Annotated in this window: 18 protein-coding genes and 1 tRNA gene; 10 read left to right on the plus strand and 9 right to left on the minus strand. The window is 60.5% G+C overall.

The window, feature by feature from the left end:
* Positions 1 to 16 precede the first annotated feature (16 nt).
* The 3 genes from EX00_RS18245 to EX00_RS18255 form a co-directional block, all read right to left on the minus strand.
* Entirely contained in the window at positions 17 to 886 is an 870-nt protein-coding gene (locus tag EX00_RS18245; RefSeq protein ID WP_309546369.1) for a WcbI family polysaccharide biosynthesis putative acetyltransferase, read from the minus strand.
* A gap of 445 nt (positions 887 to 1331) precedes the next feature.
* Positions 1332 to 1418: transfer RNA gene (locus EX00_RS18250), tRNA-Leu, on the minus strand.
* Between the two features lie 92 nt (positions 1419 to 1510).
* Positions 1511 to 2932, minus strand: a complete 1422-nt coding sequence (locus EX00_RS18255; RefSeq protein WP_202903739.1) for a phosphomannomutase — start codon at positions 2930 to 2932, stop codon at positions 1511 to 1513.
* Between the two features lie 194 nt (positions 2933 to 3126).
* Between EX00_RS18255 and EX00_RS18260 the strand changes: the two genes are divergently transcribed.
* The gene (locus tag EX00_RS18260; protein WP_047460864.1) at positions 3127 to 3555 is read left to right on the plus strand and encodes a BA14K family protein; all 429 of its coding nucleotides are present in this window, start codon (positions 3127 to 3129) and stop codon (positions 3553 to 3555) included.
* Between the two features lie 157 nt (positions 3556 to 3712).
* On the plus strand, positions 3713 to 3853 hold the full coding sequence (locus tag EX00_RS31755) for a hypothetical protein (RefSeq protein WP_202903732.1): 141 nt from the start codon (positions 3713 to 3715) through the stop codon (positions 3851 to 3853).
* A gap of 48 nt (positions 3854 to 3901) precedes the next feature.
* Here the strand turns inward: EX00_RS31755 and EX00_RS18265 are convergent, their stop codons facing one another.
* Positions 3902 to 4195: an Rdx family protein gene (locus tag EX00_RS18265; protein WP_047460867.1), complete on the minus strand. Its 294-nt coding sequence runs from the start codon at positions 4193 to 4195 to the stop codon at positions 3902 to 3904.
* Positions 4196 to 4320: 125 nt separating this feature from the next.
* Here EX00_RS18265 and EX00_RS18270 point away from each other — a divergent pair, with 125 nt between their 5' ends.
* A complete protein-coding gene (locus EX00_RS18270) occupies positions 4321 to 5055 on the plus strand; it encodes a type 1 glutamine amidotransferase (protein WP_047460868.1) in 735 nt (244 codons plus the stop codon).
* Between the two features lie 118 nt (positions 5056 to 5173).
* Positions 5174 to 5629 carry a GFA family protein gene (locus EX00_RS18275; RefSeq protein ID WP_047460870.1) on the plus strand — a complete coding sequence of 152 codons (456 nt, stop codon included), beginning with the start codon at positions 5174 to 5176 and terminating at the stop codon, positions 5627 to 5629.
* Between the two features lie 2 nt (positions 5630 to 5631).
* On the opposite strand, the gene EX00_RS18280 is transcribed toward EX00_RS18275, so the two are convergent.
* The 3 genes from EX00_RS18280 to lepA are packed head-to-tail and all read right to left on the minus strand — an operon-like array spanning position 5632 to position 8053.
* Complete coding sequence (locus EX00_RS18280) at positions 5632 to 5931, minus strand: CcdB family protein (protein ID WP_047460872.1); 300 nt, start codon at positions 5929 to 5931, stop codon at positions 5632 to 5634.
* Positions 5931 to 6161 (minus strand): type II toxin-antitoxin system CcdA family antitoxin, encoded by a 231-nt coding sequence (locus EX00_RS18285; RefSeq protein WP_047460873.1) that lies wholly within the window; start codon positions 6159 to 6161, stop codon positions 5931 to 5933. Before EX00_RS18285 ends, EX00_RS18280 begins: the two co-directional genes overlap by 1 nt.
* Before the next feature lie 59 nt (positions 6162 to 6220).
* Positions 6221 to 8053: a translation elongation factor 4 gene (lepA, locus tag EX00_RS18290; RefSeq protein WP_047460874.1), complete on the minus strand. Its 1833-nt coding sequence runs from the start codon at positions 8051 to 8053 to the stop codon at positions 6221 to 6223.
* Between the two features lie 175 nt (positions 8054 to 8228).
* Here lepA and EX00_RS18295 point away from each other — a divergent pair, with 175 nt between their 5' ends.
* Together EX00_RS18295 and EX00_RS18300 are read left to right on the plus strand one after the other, a co-directional pair.
* Positions 8229 to 8798: a helix-turn-helix domain-containing protein gene (locus EX00_RS18295; RefSeq protein WP_047460876.1), complete on the plus strand. Its 570-nt coding sequence runs from the start codon at positions 8229 to 8231 to the stop codon at positions 8796 to 8798.
* Positions 8799 to 8812: 14 nt separating this feature from the next.
* Positions 8813 to 9334: a GNAT family N-acetyltransferase gene (locus EX00_RS18300; protein ID WP_047460877.1), complete on the plus strand. Its 522-nt coding sequence runs from the start codon at positions 8813 to 8815 to the stop codon at positions 9332 to 9334.
* Positions 9335 to 9337: 3 nt separating this feature from the next.
* On the opposite strand, the gene EX00_RS18305 is transcribed toward EX00_RS18300, so the two are convergent.
* Positions 9338 to 9943 (minus strand): HAD family hydrolase, encoded by a 606-nt coding sequence (locus tag EX00_RS18305; protein WP_047460879.1) that lies wholly within the window; start codon positions 9941 to 9943, stop codon positions 9338 to 9340.
* Positions 9944 to 10093: 150 nt separating this feature from the next.
* Here EX00_RS18305 and EX00_RS18310 point away from each other — a divergent pair, with 150 nt between their 5' ends.
* Positions 10094 to 11119: a histone deacetylase family protein gene (locus tag EX00_RS18310; RefSeq protein ID WP_047460880.1), complete on the plus strand. Its 1026-nt coding sequence runs from the start codon at positions 10094 to 10096 to the stop codon at positions 11117 to 11119.
* Between the two features lie 96 nt (positions 11120 to 11215).
* Positions 11216 to 12130, plus strand: a complete 915-nt coding sequence (locus EX00_RS18315; RefSeq protein WP_047460883.1) for an EamA family transporter — start codon at positions 11216 to 11218, stop codon at positions 12128 to 12130.
* A 273-nt stretch (positions 12131 to 12403) separates the two neighbouring features.
* Here the strand turns inward: EX00_RS18315 and EX00_RS18320 are convergent, their stop codons facing one another.
* Positions 12404 to 12871, minus strand: coding sequence for a group III truncated hemoglobin (locus EX00_RS18320; RefSeq protein WP_047460886.1), 468 nt, complete (start codon positions 12869 to 12871; stop codon positions 12404 to 12406).
* Between the two features lie 238 nt (positions 12872 to 13109).
* On the opposite strand from EX00_RS18320, the gene mbfA reads away from it, so the two are divergent.
* The gene (mbfA, locus tag EX00_RS18325; protein ID WP_047460888.1) at positions 13110 to 14093 is read left to right on the plus strand and encodes an iron exporter MbfA; all 984 of its coding nucleotides are present in this window, start codon (positions 13110 to 13112) and stop codon (positions 14091 to 14093) included.
* A gap of 124 nt (positions 14094 to 14217) precedes the next feature.
* Entirely contained in the window at positions 14218 to 14403 is a 186-nt protein-coding gene (locus EX00_RS18330) for a hypothetical protein (protein ID WP_047460891.1), read from the plus strand.
* Positions 14404 to 14478: the final 75 nt, after the last annotated feature.

A 14478-nucleotide genomic window follows, 5' to 3' on the forward strand; every position in this document is an offset into this window, starting at 1 on the left:
CAGGCAGGCGGATTCCCTATCCGGCTGCCTCGGCGATCGCGGCCTTGACTTGCATGTATCGGCCGCGAACCGAACTCTCGACATGAAGCGTGCCGATGGGAAAGCGCGAATAACTGTCGAAGCTGAGTTCGATGAAGCTTTCCAGTGAAATGAGACGATAGTCGTTCGGTATCTTGAAGAGATAGGATCCCTTGACCCCGAACATCTCGGCAATTTCCGGATATACCGGATAGCACGGCCCCTTGAGAAGATTGTCCACCGGTACGATGCCGCCTTCGAAGGTCTGAACCCCGAGGCGCTTCATGAAAGCGTGCGCTATATCATAGATGCAATGGATCTTTGGATGGTTCACCGAATACATGAAGGAATTGCCGCGAGACCATTTCCTGAATGAGGACGAAATATCCAATCCATATTGCGCGAAGTTGTTGATGAGATCCGTACGCTCCTCTTCCCAGCGCGTAAGGAAGCCGCATCTTTCAAACACATCCCGGCGAAACAATTTGCGGGTCGCTTCGAGGGACAGTCCGGCTTCATATGCGGCCAGTACGATCATCGAGTGATACGAACTCATCGGCCCCTCGAGTGGCCCGGCACTCTCCGAGAAAGCATAGCAAACATCGGGGTGATAAGCGTCGAATTCTATCGAGGGAATAATGTCGAGATTGCGCGCGGCGGTGAAATCGAAATCCATGGTCTGGAAATGCGGGTGGATGATCACCCTGAAATAATTCGGCAACGTCGCCCTGTATTTTTCGATATCATGCTTGAACGCATAGATATCGACGGCTTCGATATGAAACCTTGGATTGAGCAAATTCAATGAACTTGCGAGTCCAAACGTTTGGCAATTCGACAACAGGAGCCATGTTTCCATCTGATCCATCCTAAGCTTCTGTTTTTGAATATTTTTTCCCACGCTGTAAGGCCGTTTTCTTGCATTGTTGCGGCCTGCCTGAGGAAGAGGCGTATAGATGTCATGTGCAACTATGTTTTTGCGCCCCTGACCTGTCTATATGAATAGCGTCACGGCTGGGCAATTCGCGGCATGGAGCGTGCCTTGGGCGTCAAAGAAGGTAACGATATGCATCGGGATCATGTGCCCAGTCATGGGACGACGCATGGAAGATGCGAGGACTGATGGACGTGTTCGGATCGACGGTGGGAATGCGACCGATGCAATTTCACGCAGGCAAGCCAAACGGCGACCCGGAGCAGATAAACAGATGCTGTTCGGAAATTGCCACCGAAGTTTGCCTCGTCCCCGTAGGGGAACTTATGTGACAAAAATCGATGAAAGAACCAACGAAATCAACGTTGGAAAAATGGAATGGTGCCCAGAAGAGGACTCGAACCTCCACACCCTTTCGGGTACCAGCACCTGAAGCTGGCGCGTCTACCAATTCCGCCATCTGGGCGACGGACACGCATGTAAGGGGGTGGCTCTCCGGTGTCAACAGGGTTTTTGAAGTTTTCGTGTCAATCTGGAAAAAAGCAGTTGAAGCCCGGGTCACGCCCGGGCTGTCGCCCAGGCGCGGATGAGGCCAAGTCCCTGTTCCAGCAAGGCCTTTGCTTCGTTTTCTCCCGCTGCTTCGACATAGCAGCGCATTTCCGGCGCATTTCCCGAGGGGCGGAAATGGATGATGCGGCCATCGGAGAGAGTGACCCGCAGCCCGTCGATATCGCTCTTCGATGCAACTCCCGCGACCGGCGCCAGGAAGCTCGCGAGATTCGCATCCGAGGCGCGCAGGTATGCCATCAGCGCAGCGCTGGTTTCGACCGGAAAATTCTCCAGCCGGTCGGCGGCGGCAAACGGCAGACGGTAGCCGCCGGCAATGGCCGAGAGCGGCTGTCTGGCGAGCGCGGCGGCGTAGAGCGTCGCAAGGATCGGAAGAAAGCCGTCGCGGGTCGGCAGGGGCTGTACCGGCTCGCCCTCGATGATGAAACGGCTGGCCGTCAGCGTGCCGCCATTTGCCTCGAAGCCCATGACATTGGTCTTGCCGGCCGCCAGCGCCTCGTCCATGCCGGCGATGACATAGGGTGAGCCGACGCGGGTGCGGGTGACCGAATAGGAACCGGCGGCCTCGATGCCGGAATTGGAGGTAACCGGGGTCACCACGACCTCGGCGCCGAGGAAATTCGCGGCGATAAGACCGAGCAGGTCGCCGCGCAAGGGCTCGCCGGTCTCATCCGCCAGAAGCGGCCGGTCGCCGTCGCCGTCGGCGGAGACGATCGCATCCAGCTGATGCTCCGGCGCCCAGCCCTTCAGCAGGCGGATGGTCTCGGTAGAGACCGCTTCGGTATCGACGGGAATGAAGCTTTCGGAGCGACCGAGCGGCACGACGCGCGCGCCGTAATGCGCCAGCACCAGGCCCAGCAGGTCGCGCGCCACCGTGCTGTGCTGATAGACGCCGATCGTGAGCCCCTTTAGGCTGTCGGCGGGCAGCAGGGCGATATTGCGCTCGAAATACAGTGCCTCGGTCCGCGCCGAGCGATCTTCGCCGGCGCCGGGTGTCTCGTCCAGGTTCGCGTCGCCGATGTCAGCGGCTTCCGCGCTGATCGCCAGCTCGTCCTGCTTGTCGATCTCGCCGTCTGGACGGTAGAATTTGATGCCATTACGATCAGCCGGGATGTGCGAGCCGGTGATCATCAAGGACGCGGCCCTGAGCTCCAGCCCGTAGAGCGCCAGCGCCGGCGTCGGCAGCGTGCCGCAATCGATCGGCGTGAAGCCGGCACGTTTCAGCGCGCCGATGCAGGTCGCCGAGATCGAGGGGCTGGAATCGCGGAAATCGCGGCCGACGAGAATGATGTCGCCGGGTTGTGCGTGGCCGCTTTTCAGCAGATGGCGGGCAAAGGCCGTGGCATAGAGCGCGGATGCCCGTCCGATGAGTTCGATGGACAGGCCGCGAAGGCCGCTGGTGCCGAATTTCAAGCTGCTCACGCGCAATCTCCTCGTAATGTTTGCGTTTCTTATGAAACAAGCCGAGGAAAGGATCAACTGATGGATTGCAGCCATGTATCTGCCATGACTGCACTGGTTTTGCCTCTGGCAAGGACCCAAATATAAGGGTGAGCCGTCGAAGGATCGACGTTGCGTCGCCTAGATCAACAGCGCGGGAGCCCGTCATGACTGTTTTTGGCAAGATCGCATATGCCTGCGTTCTCAGCCTCATGTTGCTGTCGTCGCTGGATGTCGTCTATGCGGCCTCAAAAAACCCGACGATCGTCATCCCGCCGCGCGCCAATGGGTCTGTTCTCTGCGACTATCGCGGCTGTTTCGGTTTCGGGCGACAGCAATGGTATCGGCGGCCTGGCCAGGCCATTCCCAATCCGCCGCCATCTCTTGGGGACGGAAATCGCTATGGCAATCCGAGGATCGTCATCCCTCCGCGCAATAATTATGTCCCGCCGAAAACCAATTATCGTGCGCCGGTCGACAATCGTGCCCGTCACCGGATGTGGTGCGCGGATCGCTATCGAACCTATAATCCGGGGACAAACCTCTATACCAGCCTTAATAATCGCGCCCAGGCCTGCCGTTCGCCTTTTCAGTGATCGAGAGCGGCCGGCCGGGTGACGTCAGTATCGGTTCGTGCTCTTTTAGACCTTCCGAGAGGCAAGCGAAAATAAATAGCTTGCTTTTTTCGCGGCTTAGGCGACCCCTAAGATGTCATCGCTTCCACGAGGTCGCGAACGAAACAGGGAGCTTGAAATGGCCAAGGGTCAAGTAAGAAGCAATCGCGAGACAAGAAAACCCAAGAAGGACAAATCCGTCGAAGCTCCAAAGCCGCAGCCGGGCTTTGCCGTCAAACAGGCCGGCAGCACGACGGGTTTCGGCAAGAAAGATAAATAACGAGACGGAGGCGCGCCTATCCAGGCAGCGCCTCCTCCATAAAATCGATCAGCTCTCCAGCGATGCGCGGTCCGTATGGCCGAGGTCGCGGTCTGGATCGATGATGTCGCGCACCCGCCGCTTCAGCTCCTTCGGCCCCGGAAACCCACCATCGCGCTTGCGCTCCCACAGCAGATCACCGTCGATGCGGATTTCGAAGACGCCGCCCGTGCCGGGGATCAGTGCGACTTCGCCCAGACTGTCGGTGAAGGTCTGCAACAACTCCTGCGCCATCCAGCCGGATCGCAGCAGCCAGTTGCATTGGGTGCAATAGAGAATGGTGATTCGCGGCTTGTCGCTCATCGTCGGCTTCCTCGTTGTCTGCTGACATTTAGGCTCAGCTTTGGCCGGCTGCAAGCGTCCCGCTCTTGCGCCATTGATCCGCTCATGGTCATCTTCCGCAGGATCGTCTTTCAGGAATCATGGGAATGCGGGTCGCAATCGTCGAGAATATGAAAAACACACCGCTTGGCGCCCTTGGCATCGCGCTGAAGGAGGCAGGCGCGGAGCTCGAATGGTTCCGAGCATGGGACGGTGAGAGGCTTCCGCGGGATGTGACGGCGCATGACGCGCTGGTCGTGCTTGGCGGCGAGCAGAATGCCCGCGACGACGACACCCACCCCTATCTGCCGGAGCTGGCGCAATTGATGCGCCGGTTTGAGGAAGCCGACAAGGCCGTGCTCGGCATCTGCCTCGGCAGCCAGATCCTGGCGCGCGCCTATGAGGCTGAAAACCTCATCGGTGCCGCCCGCGAATTTGGCTGGACGGCGGTCGGAGTCACCGAGGAGGGTAAGACCGATCCGCTATTGTCGGGTGTCGGCGACGACTTCACCATCTTCGAATGGCACTCCGACACGTTTACGCTGCCCGCCCGCGCCGTGCGCCTCGCCACCAACGACATCGCCCGCAATCAGGCCTACCGCATCGGCCGCGCCGCCTACGGCACGCAGTTCCATTTCGAGGCCAATGCCGCCGTGGTCGAAGGCTGGCGGAGGGATTTCAAGGAGACGATCGAGCGCATCGAGCCCAGCTGGCTGGAGCGCTATCCGGAGATCGCCGCGAAGCATGCGCCTGCCGCCGAGACGGCGGGGCTGGCGGTCGCGCGGGCGTGGGTAGGCATGATCGGCGTGGCGGTGGAGCGGCGCGAGGAGGCGACGCTTTGACAAACGGAAGCTGCCGGAGCTGATATTGAGCGCCCGCGCGGAGAGGCCGGCTCAATGCTAAGCTGACCGGTATCAGGTCTTTGCGAAACGAGGATCAAGAACCGGAGGAGACCAACCCATGAGCCAGCCAGACCTACCCTGGGAGGGTGGATGCCGTTGCGGGCAGGTGCGGCTGAAGATCAGCGCCAGGCCGCTGCTCGTCATGGCCTGCCATTGCACCGGCTGCCAGCGCATGTCATCCAGCGCCTATTCGCTGAGCATCGCCATTCCGAGCGACGGTTTCGAGGTCACGCAAGGCGAGCCCGTCATCGGCGGGATGCGCGACGAAAAGCTGAAGCATTATTTCTGCCCAAGCTGCATGAGCTGGATGTTCACCCGCTTGGAGGGGCTCGACTGGTTCGTCAATCTGCGCCCGACCATGCTCGACGATGCCAGATGGTTCACGCCTTTCGTCGAGACCTGGACAACCGAAAAGCTGCCCTGGGCTACGACTCCGGCTAAGCATAGCTATGCGGCGCTGCCGGCCATGGAGGATTTCGAGGTGCTGACGAAGGAGTATATGGCAGAGACCTAAGGTCAGAAGCCTTGGAAAAGAAAGTCCGTTGCGGCGGTAATCTGATCTGCGTGTGAACTGAGATCGATGATCAGGTCCCCGATCTCACTTACCGGTATTGCCGCCATCAACTGCGTCGCCATGATGTAGGGATGGCCATTGATAGTGAACCGTGGATTGAGCCGTGCCATCGGTGGAGACACATCCTCTATTGGAAGAAGTGGTGCCATCATTCGGGTACTTAGTCTGTCCAGCAGATCGGACTGAAGATCAAGAGCAAGAGCCTGACTCTGTTTAAGGCCATAGACATGGAATCGTGCCATCAGAACTGCCGATATTTTCCAAATGGCAGGCCATGTTTTTCAACATAAGCGTTGGCTTGCGTGATCGCCTCGGCGTTTTCTATAAGCCAAAGACGCTCGCGTTCAGTCTTGATGGCGCGGGCTATGCCGTCTTCAGCGGCACGTGAGATATTGATTTTCAGGTCGCGGGCGTCTGAAACAAGGCTTTCGTCAAGCGACAGGTTTGCGGCTTTCCGTGTAGTTTGGGCCATGGTGCGCTCCTCAGGTCATGCGCAAATTATATGCGCATAATTCGACATTGAGAAGAGCCTCACTCATCTCCCATCTTCAGCGCCGCAATAAACGCTTCCTGCGGGATTTCGACCTTGCCGAACTGCCGCATGCGCTTCTTGCCTTCCTTCTGCTTGTCCAGCAGCTTGCGCTTGCGGGAGGCGTCGCCGCCGTAGCACTTGGCGGTCACGTCCTTGCGCAGCGCCTTCACCGTCTCGCGGGCGACGATGCGCCCGCCGATGGCGGCCTGGATCGGGATCTGGAACATGTGCTGGGGGATCAGGTCTTTCAGCTTTTCGCACATGACGCGGCCGCGCTTCTCGGCTGCGGAGCGGTGGACCAGCATTGAGAGCGCATCGACCGGCTCGGCATTGACGAGGATCGACATCTTCACGAGATCGCTTTCGCGGTAGTCAGAGAGATTATAGTCGAAGGAGGCGTAGCCCTTGGAGATCGACTTCAGCCGGTCGTAGAAATCGAAGACGACTTCGTTGAGCGGCAGGTCGTAGGTGATCATGGCGCGGTTGCCGACATAGGTCAGCTCGGTCTGGACGCCGCGACGGTCCTGGCAGAGTTTCAGGATCGAGCCGAGATAGTCGTCCGGCGTCAGGATCGTCGCCTTGATCCACGGCTCGCGGAATTCGGCGATCTTGACGACATCGGGCATGTCGGCCGGATTGTGCAGCTCGATCTGGCTGCCGTCATTCATGGTCAGCTGATAGACGACCGAAGGGGCCGTCGCGATCAGGTCGAGATTGAATTCGCGTTCCAGGCGCTCCTGGATGATTTCGAGATGCAAGAGGCCGAGAAAGCCGCAGCGGAAGCCGAAGCCGAGGGCAGCGGAGGATTCCATTTCGAAAGAGAAGCTGGCGTCGTTGAGGCGCAGCTTGCCCATGGCCGAGCGCAGATCCTCGAATTCGGCGGCATCGACCGGGAAGAGGCCACAGAACACGACCGGCTGGGCCGGCTTGAAGCCGGGCAGGGCTGCGGCCGTGGGGCGCTTGTCCTCGGTGATGGTATCGCCGACGCGGGTATCGGCCACTTCCTTGATCGAGGCGGTGATGAAGCCGATCTCGCCGGGGCCGAGGCTCTCGACTGTGAGCATTTTTGGCGTCAGCACGCCGACGCGCTCGACCTGGTATTTCACGTCCGTGCCCATCATGCGGATGGTCTGGCCCTTGGTCATAACGCCATCGATGACGCGCACGAGAACCATGACGCCCAGATAGGTGTCGTACCAGCTGTCGACCAGCAGCGCCTTCAGCGGTGCCTTTTCGCCGCCGGGGCTCTTCGGCGCCGGCAGCTTGTTGACGATAGCCTCGAGAACATCGGGGATGCCAAGGCCGGTCTTGGCCGAGATCAGCACGGCCTCGGAGGCATCGATGCCGATGACTTCCTCGATCTGGGCCTTGATGCGGTCCGGTTCGGCCGCCGGCAGGTCGATCTTGTTGAGAACGGTGACAATCTCGTGGTTGTTGTCGATGGCCTGATAGACGTTGGCGAGCGTCTGCGCTTCCACGCCCTGTGAGGCGTCGACCACCAGCAGCGAACCCTCGCAGGCCGACAGCGAGCGCGAGACTTCATAGGCGAAGTCGACGTGGCCGGGCGTGTCGATCAGGTTGAGGATATAGGTTTCGCCATTGTTGGCCTTGTAGTGCAGGCGCACCGTCTGGGCCTTGATGGTGATGCCGCGCTCGCGCTCGATATCCATGCTGTCAAGCACCTGCTCCGACATCTCGCGTTCGGCAAGACCACCCGTCGTCTGGATCAGACGATCGGCCAGCGTCGATTTGCCGTGGTCGATATGGGCCACGATGGAGAAGTTGCGGATGTGCGAAAGCGGAGTGGTGGAATTGGTGCTCATGCGCGCCATATAGCAGCGCCGCCCCGCGCCGCAAAGCGGAAAAGCAGGGTTTTGTTAGGGATATCCGCGCGGCCGCGGGCATTTGTGATTGCGGTCGTCACCAGCAGCATTATTCGGCTTGATTCCATCATTGGATCCTGTATTTCTCTTATAGTGGAATCACGATGCAGGTAACGTGCAAATAATGGATGACGATCTGGAAATCGCGATTGGCGTGCGCATCAAGCAGCTGCGCATTGCCCGCGGAATGACGCTGGACGAGCTGGCGAACGCCTCCGCCGTCAGCCGCGCGATGATCTCGCGCATCGAGCGCGCCGAGGCGAGCCCGACCGCTTCGCTGCTTGCCCGGCTCTGCGCCGCACTCGGCCTGTCGCTCTCGACCTTTTTCGCCGAGGAGGAAAAGGATGTGTCGCCCCTAGCGAGGAGCAATGACCAGCCGGTCTGGCGTGATCCCGAGACCGGCTATATCCGCCGCGCGGTTTCGCCGGCCGGCACGCAATCACCCGTCGATCTTGTCGAGGTCATCTTTCCCGCCGGCGCGCGCGTCAGCTTTCCGCCGAATGCGGCCAGCCGGGGCATGAGCCAGCATGTCTGGCTGTTCGAGGGCGAGATGGAGATGACGGTCGGCGAGACCGTGCATTGCCTCATGCCCGGCGATTGCCTGTTCATGGGCATCGGCGACGGCCATGTGTTTCACAATCCGGGCGACAGGCAGGCGCGCTATTGCGTCGTCCTCGATCGCCCCCGGTCATAATCTGAGGATCTTTCATGCCCGAAATTCGTCTTCTCTCCGCCTCCGATGCCCGCGCCTTCTCCGCCGATCTCTGCGAAGTGCTTGCCGATTGCGTCAATGGCGGCGCCTCGGTCGGCTTCATGCAGCCCTATGGGCTTGACGATGCCGCGCCCTATTGGCGGGGGGTGGCCGACAGCGTCGAGGCAGGCGCGACCTTGCTCTTCGTCGCCACCGTCGAGGGCAAGGTACTCGGTACTGTGCAGGTCGGCGCGGCGCAGATGCCGAACCAGCCGCATCGTGGCGATTTGAAGAAATTGCTGGTGCACCGGTCCGCTCGCGGCAAGGGCCTTGCCCGCCTGCTGATGGAAGCTGCGGAGCGCGAGGCGGCCAAACGTGGCAAGACCCTGCTGGTGCTCGACACGGCAACCGGCAGCGAGGCCGAAGCCATCTATCCCCGCCTTGGCTGGGAGCGCGCCGGCATCATCCCCGATTATGCCCTGTGGCCGCAGGGCGGCTTCTGCGACACGACCATCTTTTACAAGCGGATCGCTGCGTAAGTTTCAACGGGAAAACGCGGCAAGGGCATCCTCCAATCTGGAGCCTGGTGCCCAATGCATCGCCTTCCAGCCGAATTGCCGCGCCGCTTCGATGTTGGCGGGATAATCGTCGATGAAGGCGATCTCGCTGGGGTCAATGCCGACACGCTCGGTCGCCAGCCGGAAGAATTCGGATGCCGGCTTCTGGTATCCGAACATGGCGGAATAGAAAATCCCGTCGAAATAGGAGGAGAGCCCAAGCTTGTCCATCAGATAGGCGGCGCGCCGATGCTCCTGATTGGTCGCCAGATACATCGGGATGCCTTTTGCCCGCAGCGCGGCTAGATCGGCAAGCAGCGTTTGGTCCAGCCGGGAATCGTTCTCGAACCAGTAATCGATCAATGTCGCGGCGCTAAGTCCGGGTGCGATCGTTGCCAGCACACTGGCGAGCCGGGGCTCCAGGTTCTCTCGGCCCGTGACGATGTCGCCCCAGTGGGTCTGGAAGAATTCCTTCTGGATCAGATCGCGACTAAGGCCGAGATCGCGTTCCAGATAGGTGAAAAGGTGCAGGCCATCGCTGGGCCGGCCGTGAACGAGCACGCCGTCGACGTCGACCATCAGGACTTTCATGCCGCGCGAATCTCCCAATCGACGGAAAGGCAGGTGGAAGGTGCCGTCGTTTCCCGTCGTGTTCAAGGGCGCAGGCCGCTCTTTTTTCCTGGCCGCGATCCATGTAAGCCTTGGGGTTACCAATGAACTTCGCGGGCGAGGGGGCCGATCATGCGTGTCATTTATTCGGAAGATCACAAGCTGAGGGACGCCAAGACCGAGCTGCATGACGGCCAGCTGGTGACGCCCTTCGAAGCGCCGTTCCGCGCCGAATGGATTCTGGCAGCGGTGAAGGAAGCGGGCTTTGCCGATGTCGTGGCGCCGGAGGCGCATGGGCTGGAGACAGCCCGCAAGGTCCATGATCCCGCCTATCTCGATTTTCTGGGCGCGGTCTGGGGTCGCTGGGTCGCGGCCGGCTACAAGGGCGAGGCGATCGCTAATTCCTTTCCGGTGCGCCGCACCAGCCAGCGCGTGCCGGAAAACATCGTCGGCATGATCGGCCACTATGCCAATGCCGCCGATACCTCGATCAGCAAGGGCTCCTATGAAGCGGCAATCGCCTCGATGCGCTGCGCGCTGACGGGCGCCGATTGGCTGCATGCCGGCCATCGCTTCGCCTTCGCGCTCTGCCGCCCGCCCGGTCATCACGCCGGCTTTGATCTTTTCGGCGGCTATTGCTTCATCAACAACGCCGCTGTCGCGGCGCAGCGGTTGCGCGATCATGGGGCGAAGAAGGTGGCTGTCCTCGATGTCGATTTCCATCATGGCAATGGCACGCAGGACATCTTCTACCGGCGCGGCGATGTCTTCACCGCTTCGCTGCACGGCGACCCCATCCACGCCTTTCCCTATTTCCTCGGCCATGCCGACGAGAAGGGTGAAGGCGAAGGGCTCGGCGCCAACCGCAATTATCCGATGCCGCGCGGCACGCCCTGGAACGTCTGGTCGGAAGCGCTTGCCGATGCGCTCGCCCGCATCAAGGCGTTCGGCGCGGAGGCGATCGTGCTGTCGCTGGGCGTCGACACTTTCGAGCGCGACCCGATCTCCTTCTTCAAGCTGACTTCCGACGATTTTACCCGCATCGGCCAGCTTGTTGCCGGCGCCGGTCTGCCGGTGGTCACCTGCATGGAGGGCGGCTATGGCGTGCCGGAGATCGGGCTGAATGTTGCCAATGTGTTGAAGGGCCTCGAAGCCTAAGATGTGCCTATCAGGGCTGCTGATCCAACCGATTAAAAGTTTGAATTTGCGCCGCCATCGCTTGCCGTCTACAAGCCGCGCAGGATGGAGGCGACCATGGACCAGAAGATGATCGAGAGCGGCACGGATGGTGGCGCGGTACTGATGCCGCATCCCGATGTGCCGGCGTCTTCGGGCGGCGTTGGCGCGGGCGTTCTCATGTGCCTGCTGTCCATGTGCTGCATCCAGTTTGGTGCGGCCCTGTCGTCCTCCGCTATTGCCACTTATGGGCCGTCCGGCGCGACATGGCTGCGGCTATCCTTCGCCGCGATCGCTCTGGCGATCATCGTCCGGCCGAAGGTCATGCGCTACAGCCGTGCGCAGTGGCTCGGCGCGCTGACGCTCGGCACGGTGTCCGCACTGATGACGCTTTCCTTCTTCTCGGCGATCGAACGCATCCCCTTGGGCCTCGCCGTCGCTATTGATTTCCTCGGGCCGCTGTTGGTGGCGACCCTCGGCTTTGGCCTGAGCCGCCAGCTTGCCTGGCCGCTGATCGCCGGTATCGGCGTGCTCCTGCTCGCCTATGACGGTGAGGGGTGGGTCGGCAATCTCTCGGGCATATTGTTTGCCTGTGGCGCGGGCACCGGCTGGGCCTGCTATATCCTGCTGACGAAGAAGGTCGGTAGCGTTTTTGCCGGCTTCGAGGGTCTGTCGATGTCGCTCATCATCGCCGCCATTGTCGCGACACCCTTCGGCTTTGCCGCAGCCGTTCCGCATTTGACCGGCTACGGCCTCATCGAAATGGCGGGCCTTGCGCTGCTCGTGCCGCTTTTGCCCTATGCGCTGGAAATGGTGGCGCTGCGACGCATGCCGACATCCTCCTTCGGCATCCTCATGAGCCTGGAACCGGCAATCGGCGCCTTCGCCGGCTTCGTCATCCTGACGCAGCCGCTGACCCCCTCGCAGATGTTCGGCACGGCGCTGGTCGTCGCTGCCAGCATTGGTGCGACGGTGTTTGTTGCCAAGGGTTAATTGGTAGCTGTCGTCTGGCAATCGGCTGTCGATATGCCGCACCTCTGGCACCCCCCTCTGTCACTGTCGTGACATCTCCCCCACAAGGGGGGAGATCGTTGGGAGGATGCCGCGTGTTCTGCTTAAAACAATCAGCTTCGATTTCAGCAGATCCGATGCCAGCTTGAGGCGAGAAATTCCTGCGAGTTACCAATCTCCCCCCTTGTGGGGGAGATGTCACGAAGTGACAGAGGGGGGCGAACACTCTCCGCAAACTCGAAGTGAGACTTTGCCTCATTCACCCTGCCGCGCCGGATCATCCATCGCCGGATTGTAGAACAGCGACAAGGTCAGGCTCTTGGCGATACGCTCGGCCGTTGCCATGAACCAGGCCTTGGCCTCGTCCGTCGAAGCTATGTCATCAAGCGTCTGAGAAAATAGTGTCAGCCATTCCGGAAACAGATCGGGCGCGATACCCTGGACGCCGACATGCGCCTGCACCGGCTTGCCGCCATAGGCGCCGTTCTTGAAGGCGATGGAGGACCAGAAGCGTTTCATCTTTTCCATATGCTCCGGCCAGCGGCCGGCAAGGCGGCCGTCGAAGACCGGGCCGAGCCGGGGATGCGCCTGGATGCGGCCGTAGAAGGTCTCGACCAGCCGGTCGATAAAGGCGGCGTCGATACCGATGCGCGTCATCTCGGCCTCCGCCCTTTCGCGGATGCCGGCCAGATGGGCGGCGCGGCCTTGTAGGTCATTGTCCATGTCATGCTCCTGGCCCCGTCGCACGCAACTTTTTCTGCGGCAATGGGCTTGTGTCGGCTCCTATGTACGCCATTTCCCCACGCAACCAAGACGTCATGTCGTCGTTGCGGCGATCTGTCAAAGTCGTCTCGTCGATTTCATCCCGAAATGGCATTCCCTTCTTCTGGATCATGCCTTTACGCTTGACCCACGCATTCGGCCACTTTAGATTAGAATAATTCTAAAGATGGAGATTTTGATGTTGCTCGGTTTCTTCCGCTCGCCGAAGCGGTCCTTTGCCTCTTTGTCCGAACAGGAAATTCTCGCAGTCGCCATTGCCGCCGAAGAGGACGACGCACGCATCTTTCTCGCCTATGCCGATATCCTAAGAGCCCAGTACCCCGACTCCGCCAAGGTGTTCGAGGATATGGCCGAGGTCGAGGATACCCATCGCAAGACGCTGATCGACATGCACCGCCGACGTTTCGGCGAGCGCATCCCGCTGATCCGGCGCGAACATGTCAGCGGCTTCTACGATCGCAAGCCCGACTGGCTGCGCAAGAACCTGTCGCTCGACGCTATCCGCCAGGAGGCGGAGGCGATGGAGCAGCAGGCCTATCATTTCTATGTCGAGGCGGCCAAGCAGATCTCCGATGCCTCGACGCGCCAGCTCCTTGGTGACCTCGCGCTCGCCGAGCAGGGACACGAAGAGGTCGCCCGCATGCTGGGCGACAAGCACACGCCGGAGAGCGTGAAGGTTGAGGAGGATGCACACGCTCACCGCCAGTTCGTGCTGACCTATGTGCAGCCGGGCCTTGCCGGCCTGATGGATGGTTCCGTCTCGACGCTGGCGCCGATCTTTGCGGCGGCCTTCGCAACCCAAAACACCTGGCAGACCTTCCTCGTCGGCCTGTCGGCCTCCGTCGGCGCCGGCATTTCCATGGGCTTCACGGAAGCCGCCCATGATGACGGCAAGATTTCCGGTCGCGGCTCGCCGATCAAGCGCGGGCTTGCCTGCGGCATCATGACGGCGCTCGGCGGTCTCGGCCATGCGCTACCCTATCTGATCCCGCATTTCTGGACGGCAACCATCATCGCCGCCATCGTCGTCTTCTTCGAGCTATGGGTGATCGCCTTCATCCAGAACAAATATATGGAGACGCCGTTCCTCCGAGCCGCCTTCCAGGTCGTGGTCGGCGGTTCGCTGGTGCTGGCGGCCGGCATATTGATCGGAAATGCCTGAGGCCGGTCGGGTCGTATATTCGCAATCACGAAATGTTAAAATTCGGAACGCTCCCCGCCGCCATCGGTTAGCTCCACGAGGCCGCTCTTGGCCTCGTTTGCAAAAATCCAAGGAGGATAGTCCAATGGCAAATCAAGGTGGAACCCACGAACAGCACGTCAAGGCGGGCCAGCAGAGCCACAAGAACATGGACAACACCACCAGGAATGCGTCGTCTTCCGGTTCTCGCGAGCAGCAGTCGAGCTCTTCGCGCGGCGGCACTCATGAGCAGCATGTCAAGGCTGGTCAACAGAGCCACAAGAACAGCTAGTTCGCCGACGACGATATCCATTTGTCCATGCCCAAGAGGCAGGGACCGTTCTGATGAAATTGCGGAAAGCAAAAA

The organism is Martinezella rhizogenes, assembly GCF_000799715.1.
In the GTDB taxonomy this organism is placed as follows: domain Bacteria; phylum Pseudomonadota; class Alphaproteobacteria; order Rhizobiales; family Rhizobiaceae; genus Rhizobium; species Rhizobium rhizogenes_C.

Coding starts and splice junctions, on each gene's coding strand:
- EX00_RS18245 (WP_309546369.1), bottom strand. CDS start 886: ATGGATCAGATGGAAACATGGCTCCTGTTGTCGAATTGCCAAACGTTT.
- EX00_RS18295 (WP_047460876.1), top strand. CDS start 8,229: ATGGATGACGATCTGGAAATCGCGATTGGCGTGCGCATCAAGCAGCTG.
- EX00_RS18320 (WP_047460886.1), bottom strand. CDS start 12,871: ATGGACAATGACCTACAAGGCCGCGCCGCCCATCTGGCCGGCATCCGC.
- EX00_RS18265 (WP_047460867.1), bottom strand. CDS start 4,195: ATGAGCGACAAGCCGCGAATCACCATTCTCTATTGCACCCAATGCAAC.
- EX00_RS18260 (WP_047460864.1), top strand. CDS start 3,127: ATGACTGTTTTTGGCAAGATCGCATATGCCTGCGTTCTCAGCCTCATG.
- EX00_RS18285 (WP_047460873.1), bottom strand. CDS start 6,161: ATGGCCCAAACTACACGGAAAGCCGCAAACCTGTCGCTTGACGAAAGC.
- EX00_RS18300 (WP_047460877.1), top strand. CDS start 8,813: ATGCCCGAAATTCGTCTTCTCTCCGCCTCCGATGCCCGCGCCTTCTCC.
- EX00_RS18330 (WP_047460891.1), top strand. CDS start 14,218: ATGGCAAATCAAGGTGGAACCCACGAACAGCACGTCAAGGCGGGCCAG.
- EX00_RS18310 (WP_047460880.1), top strand. CDS start 10,094: ATGCGTGTCATTTATTCGGAAGATCACAAGCTGAGGGACGCCAAGACC.
- EX00_RS31755 (WP_202903732.1), top strand. CDS start 3,713: ATGGCCAAGGGTCAAGTAAGAAGCAATCGCGAGACAAGAAAACCCAAG.
- EX00_RS18280 (WP_047460872.1), bottom strand. CDS start 5,931: ATGGCACGATTCCATGTCTATGGCCTTAAACAGAGTCAGGCTCTTGCT.
- EX00_RS18315 (WP_047460883.1), top strand. CDS start 11,216: ATGGACCAGAAGATGATCGAGAGCGGCACGGATGGTGGCGCGGTACTG.
- EX00_RS18270 (WP_047460868.1), top strand. CDS start 4,321: ATGCGGGTCGCAATCGTCGAGAATATGAAAAACACACCGCTTGGCGCC.
- mbfA (WP_047460888.1), top strand. CDS start 13,110: ATGTTGCTCGGTTTCTTCCGCTCGCCGAAGCGGTCCTTTGCCTCTTTG.
- EX00_RS18305 (WP_047460879.1), bottom strand. CDS start 9,943: ATGAAAGTCCTGATGGTCGACGTCGACGGCGTGCTCGTTCACGGCCGG.
- EX00_RS18275 (WP_047460870.1), top strand. CDS start 5,174: ATGAGCCAGCCAGACCTACCCTGGGAGGGTGGATGCCGTTGCGGGCAG.
- lepA (WP_047460874.1), bottom strand. CDS start 8,053: ATGGCGCGCATGAGCACCAATTCCACCACTCCGCTTTCGCACATCCGC.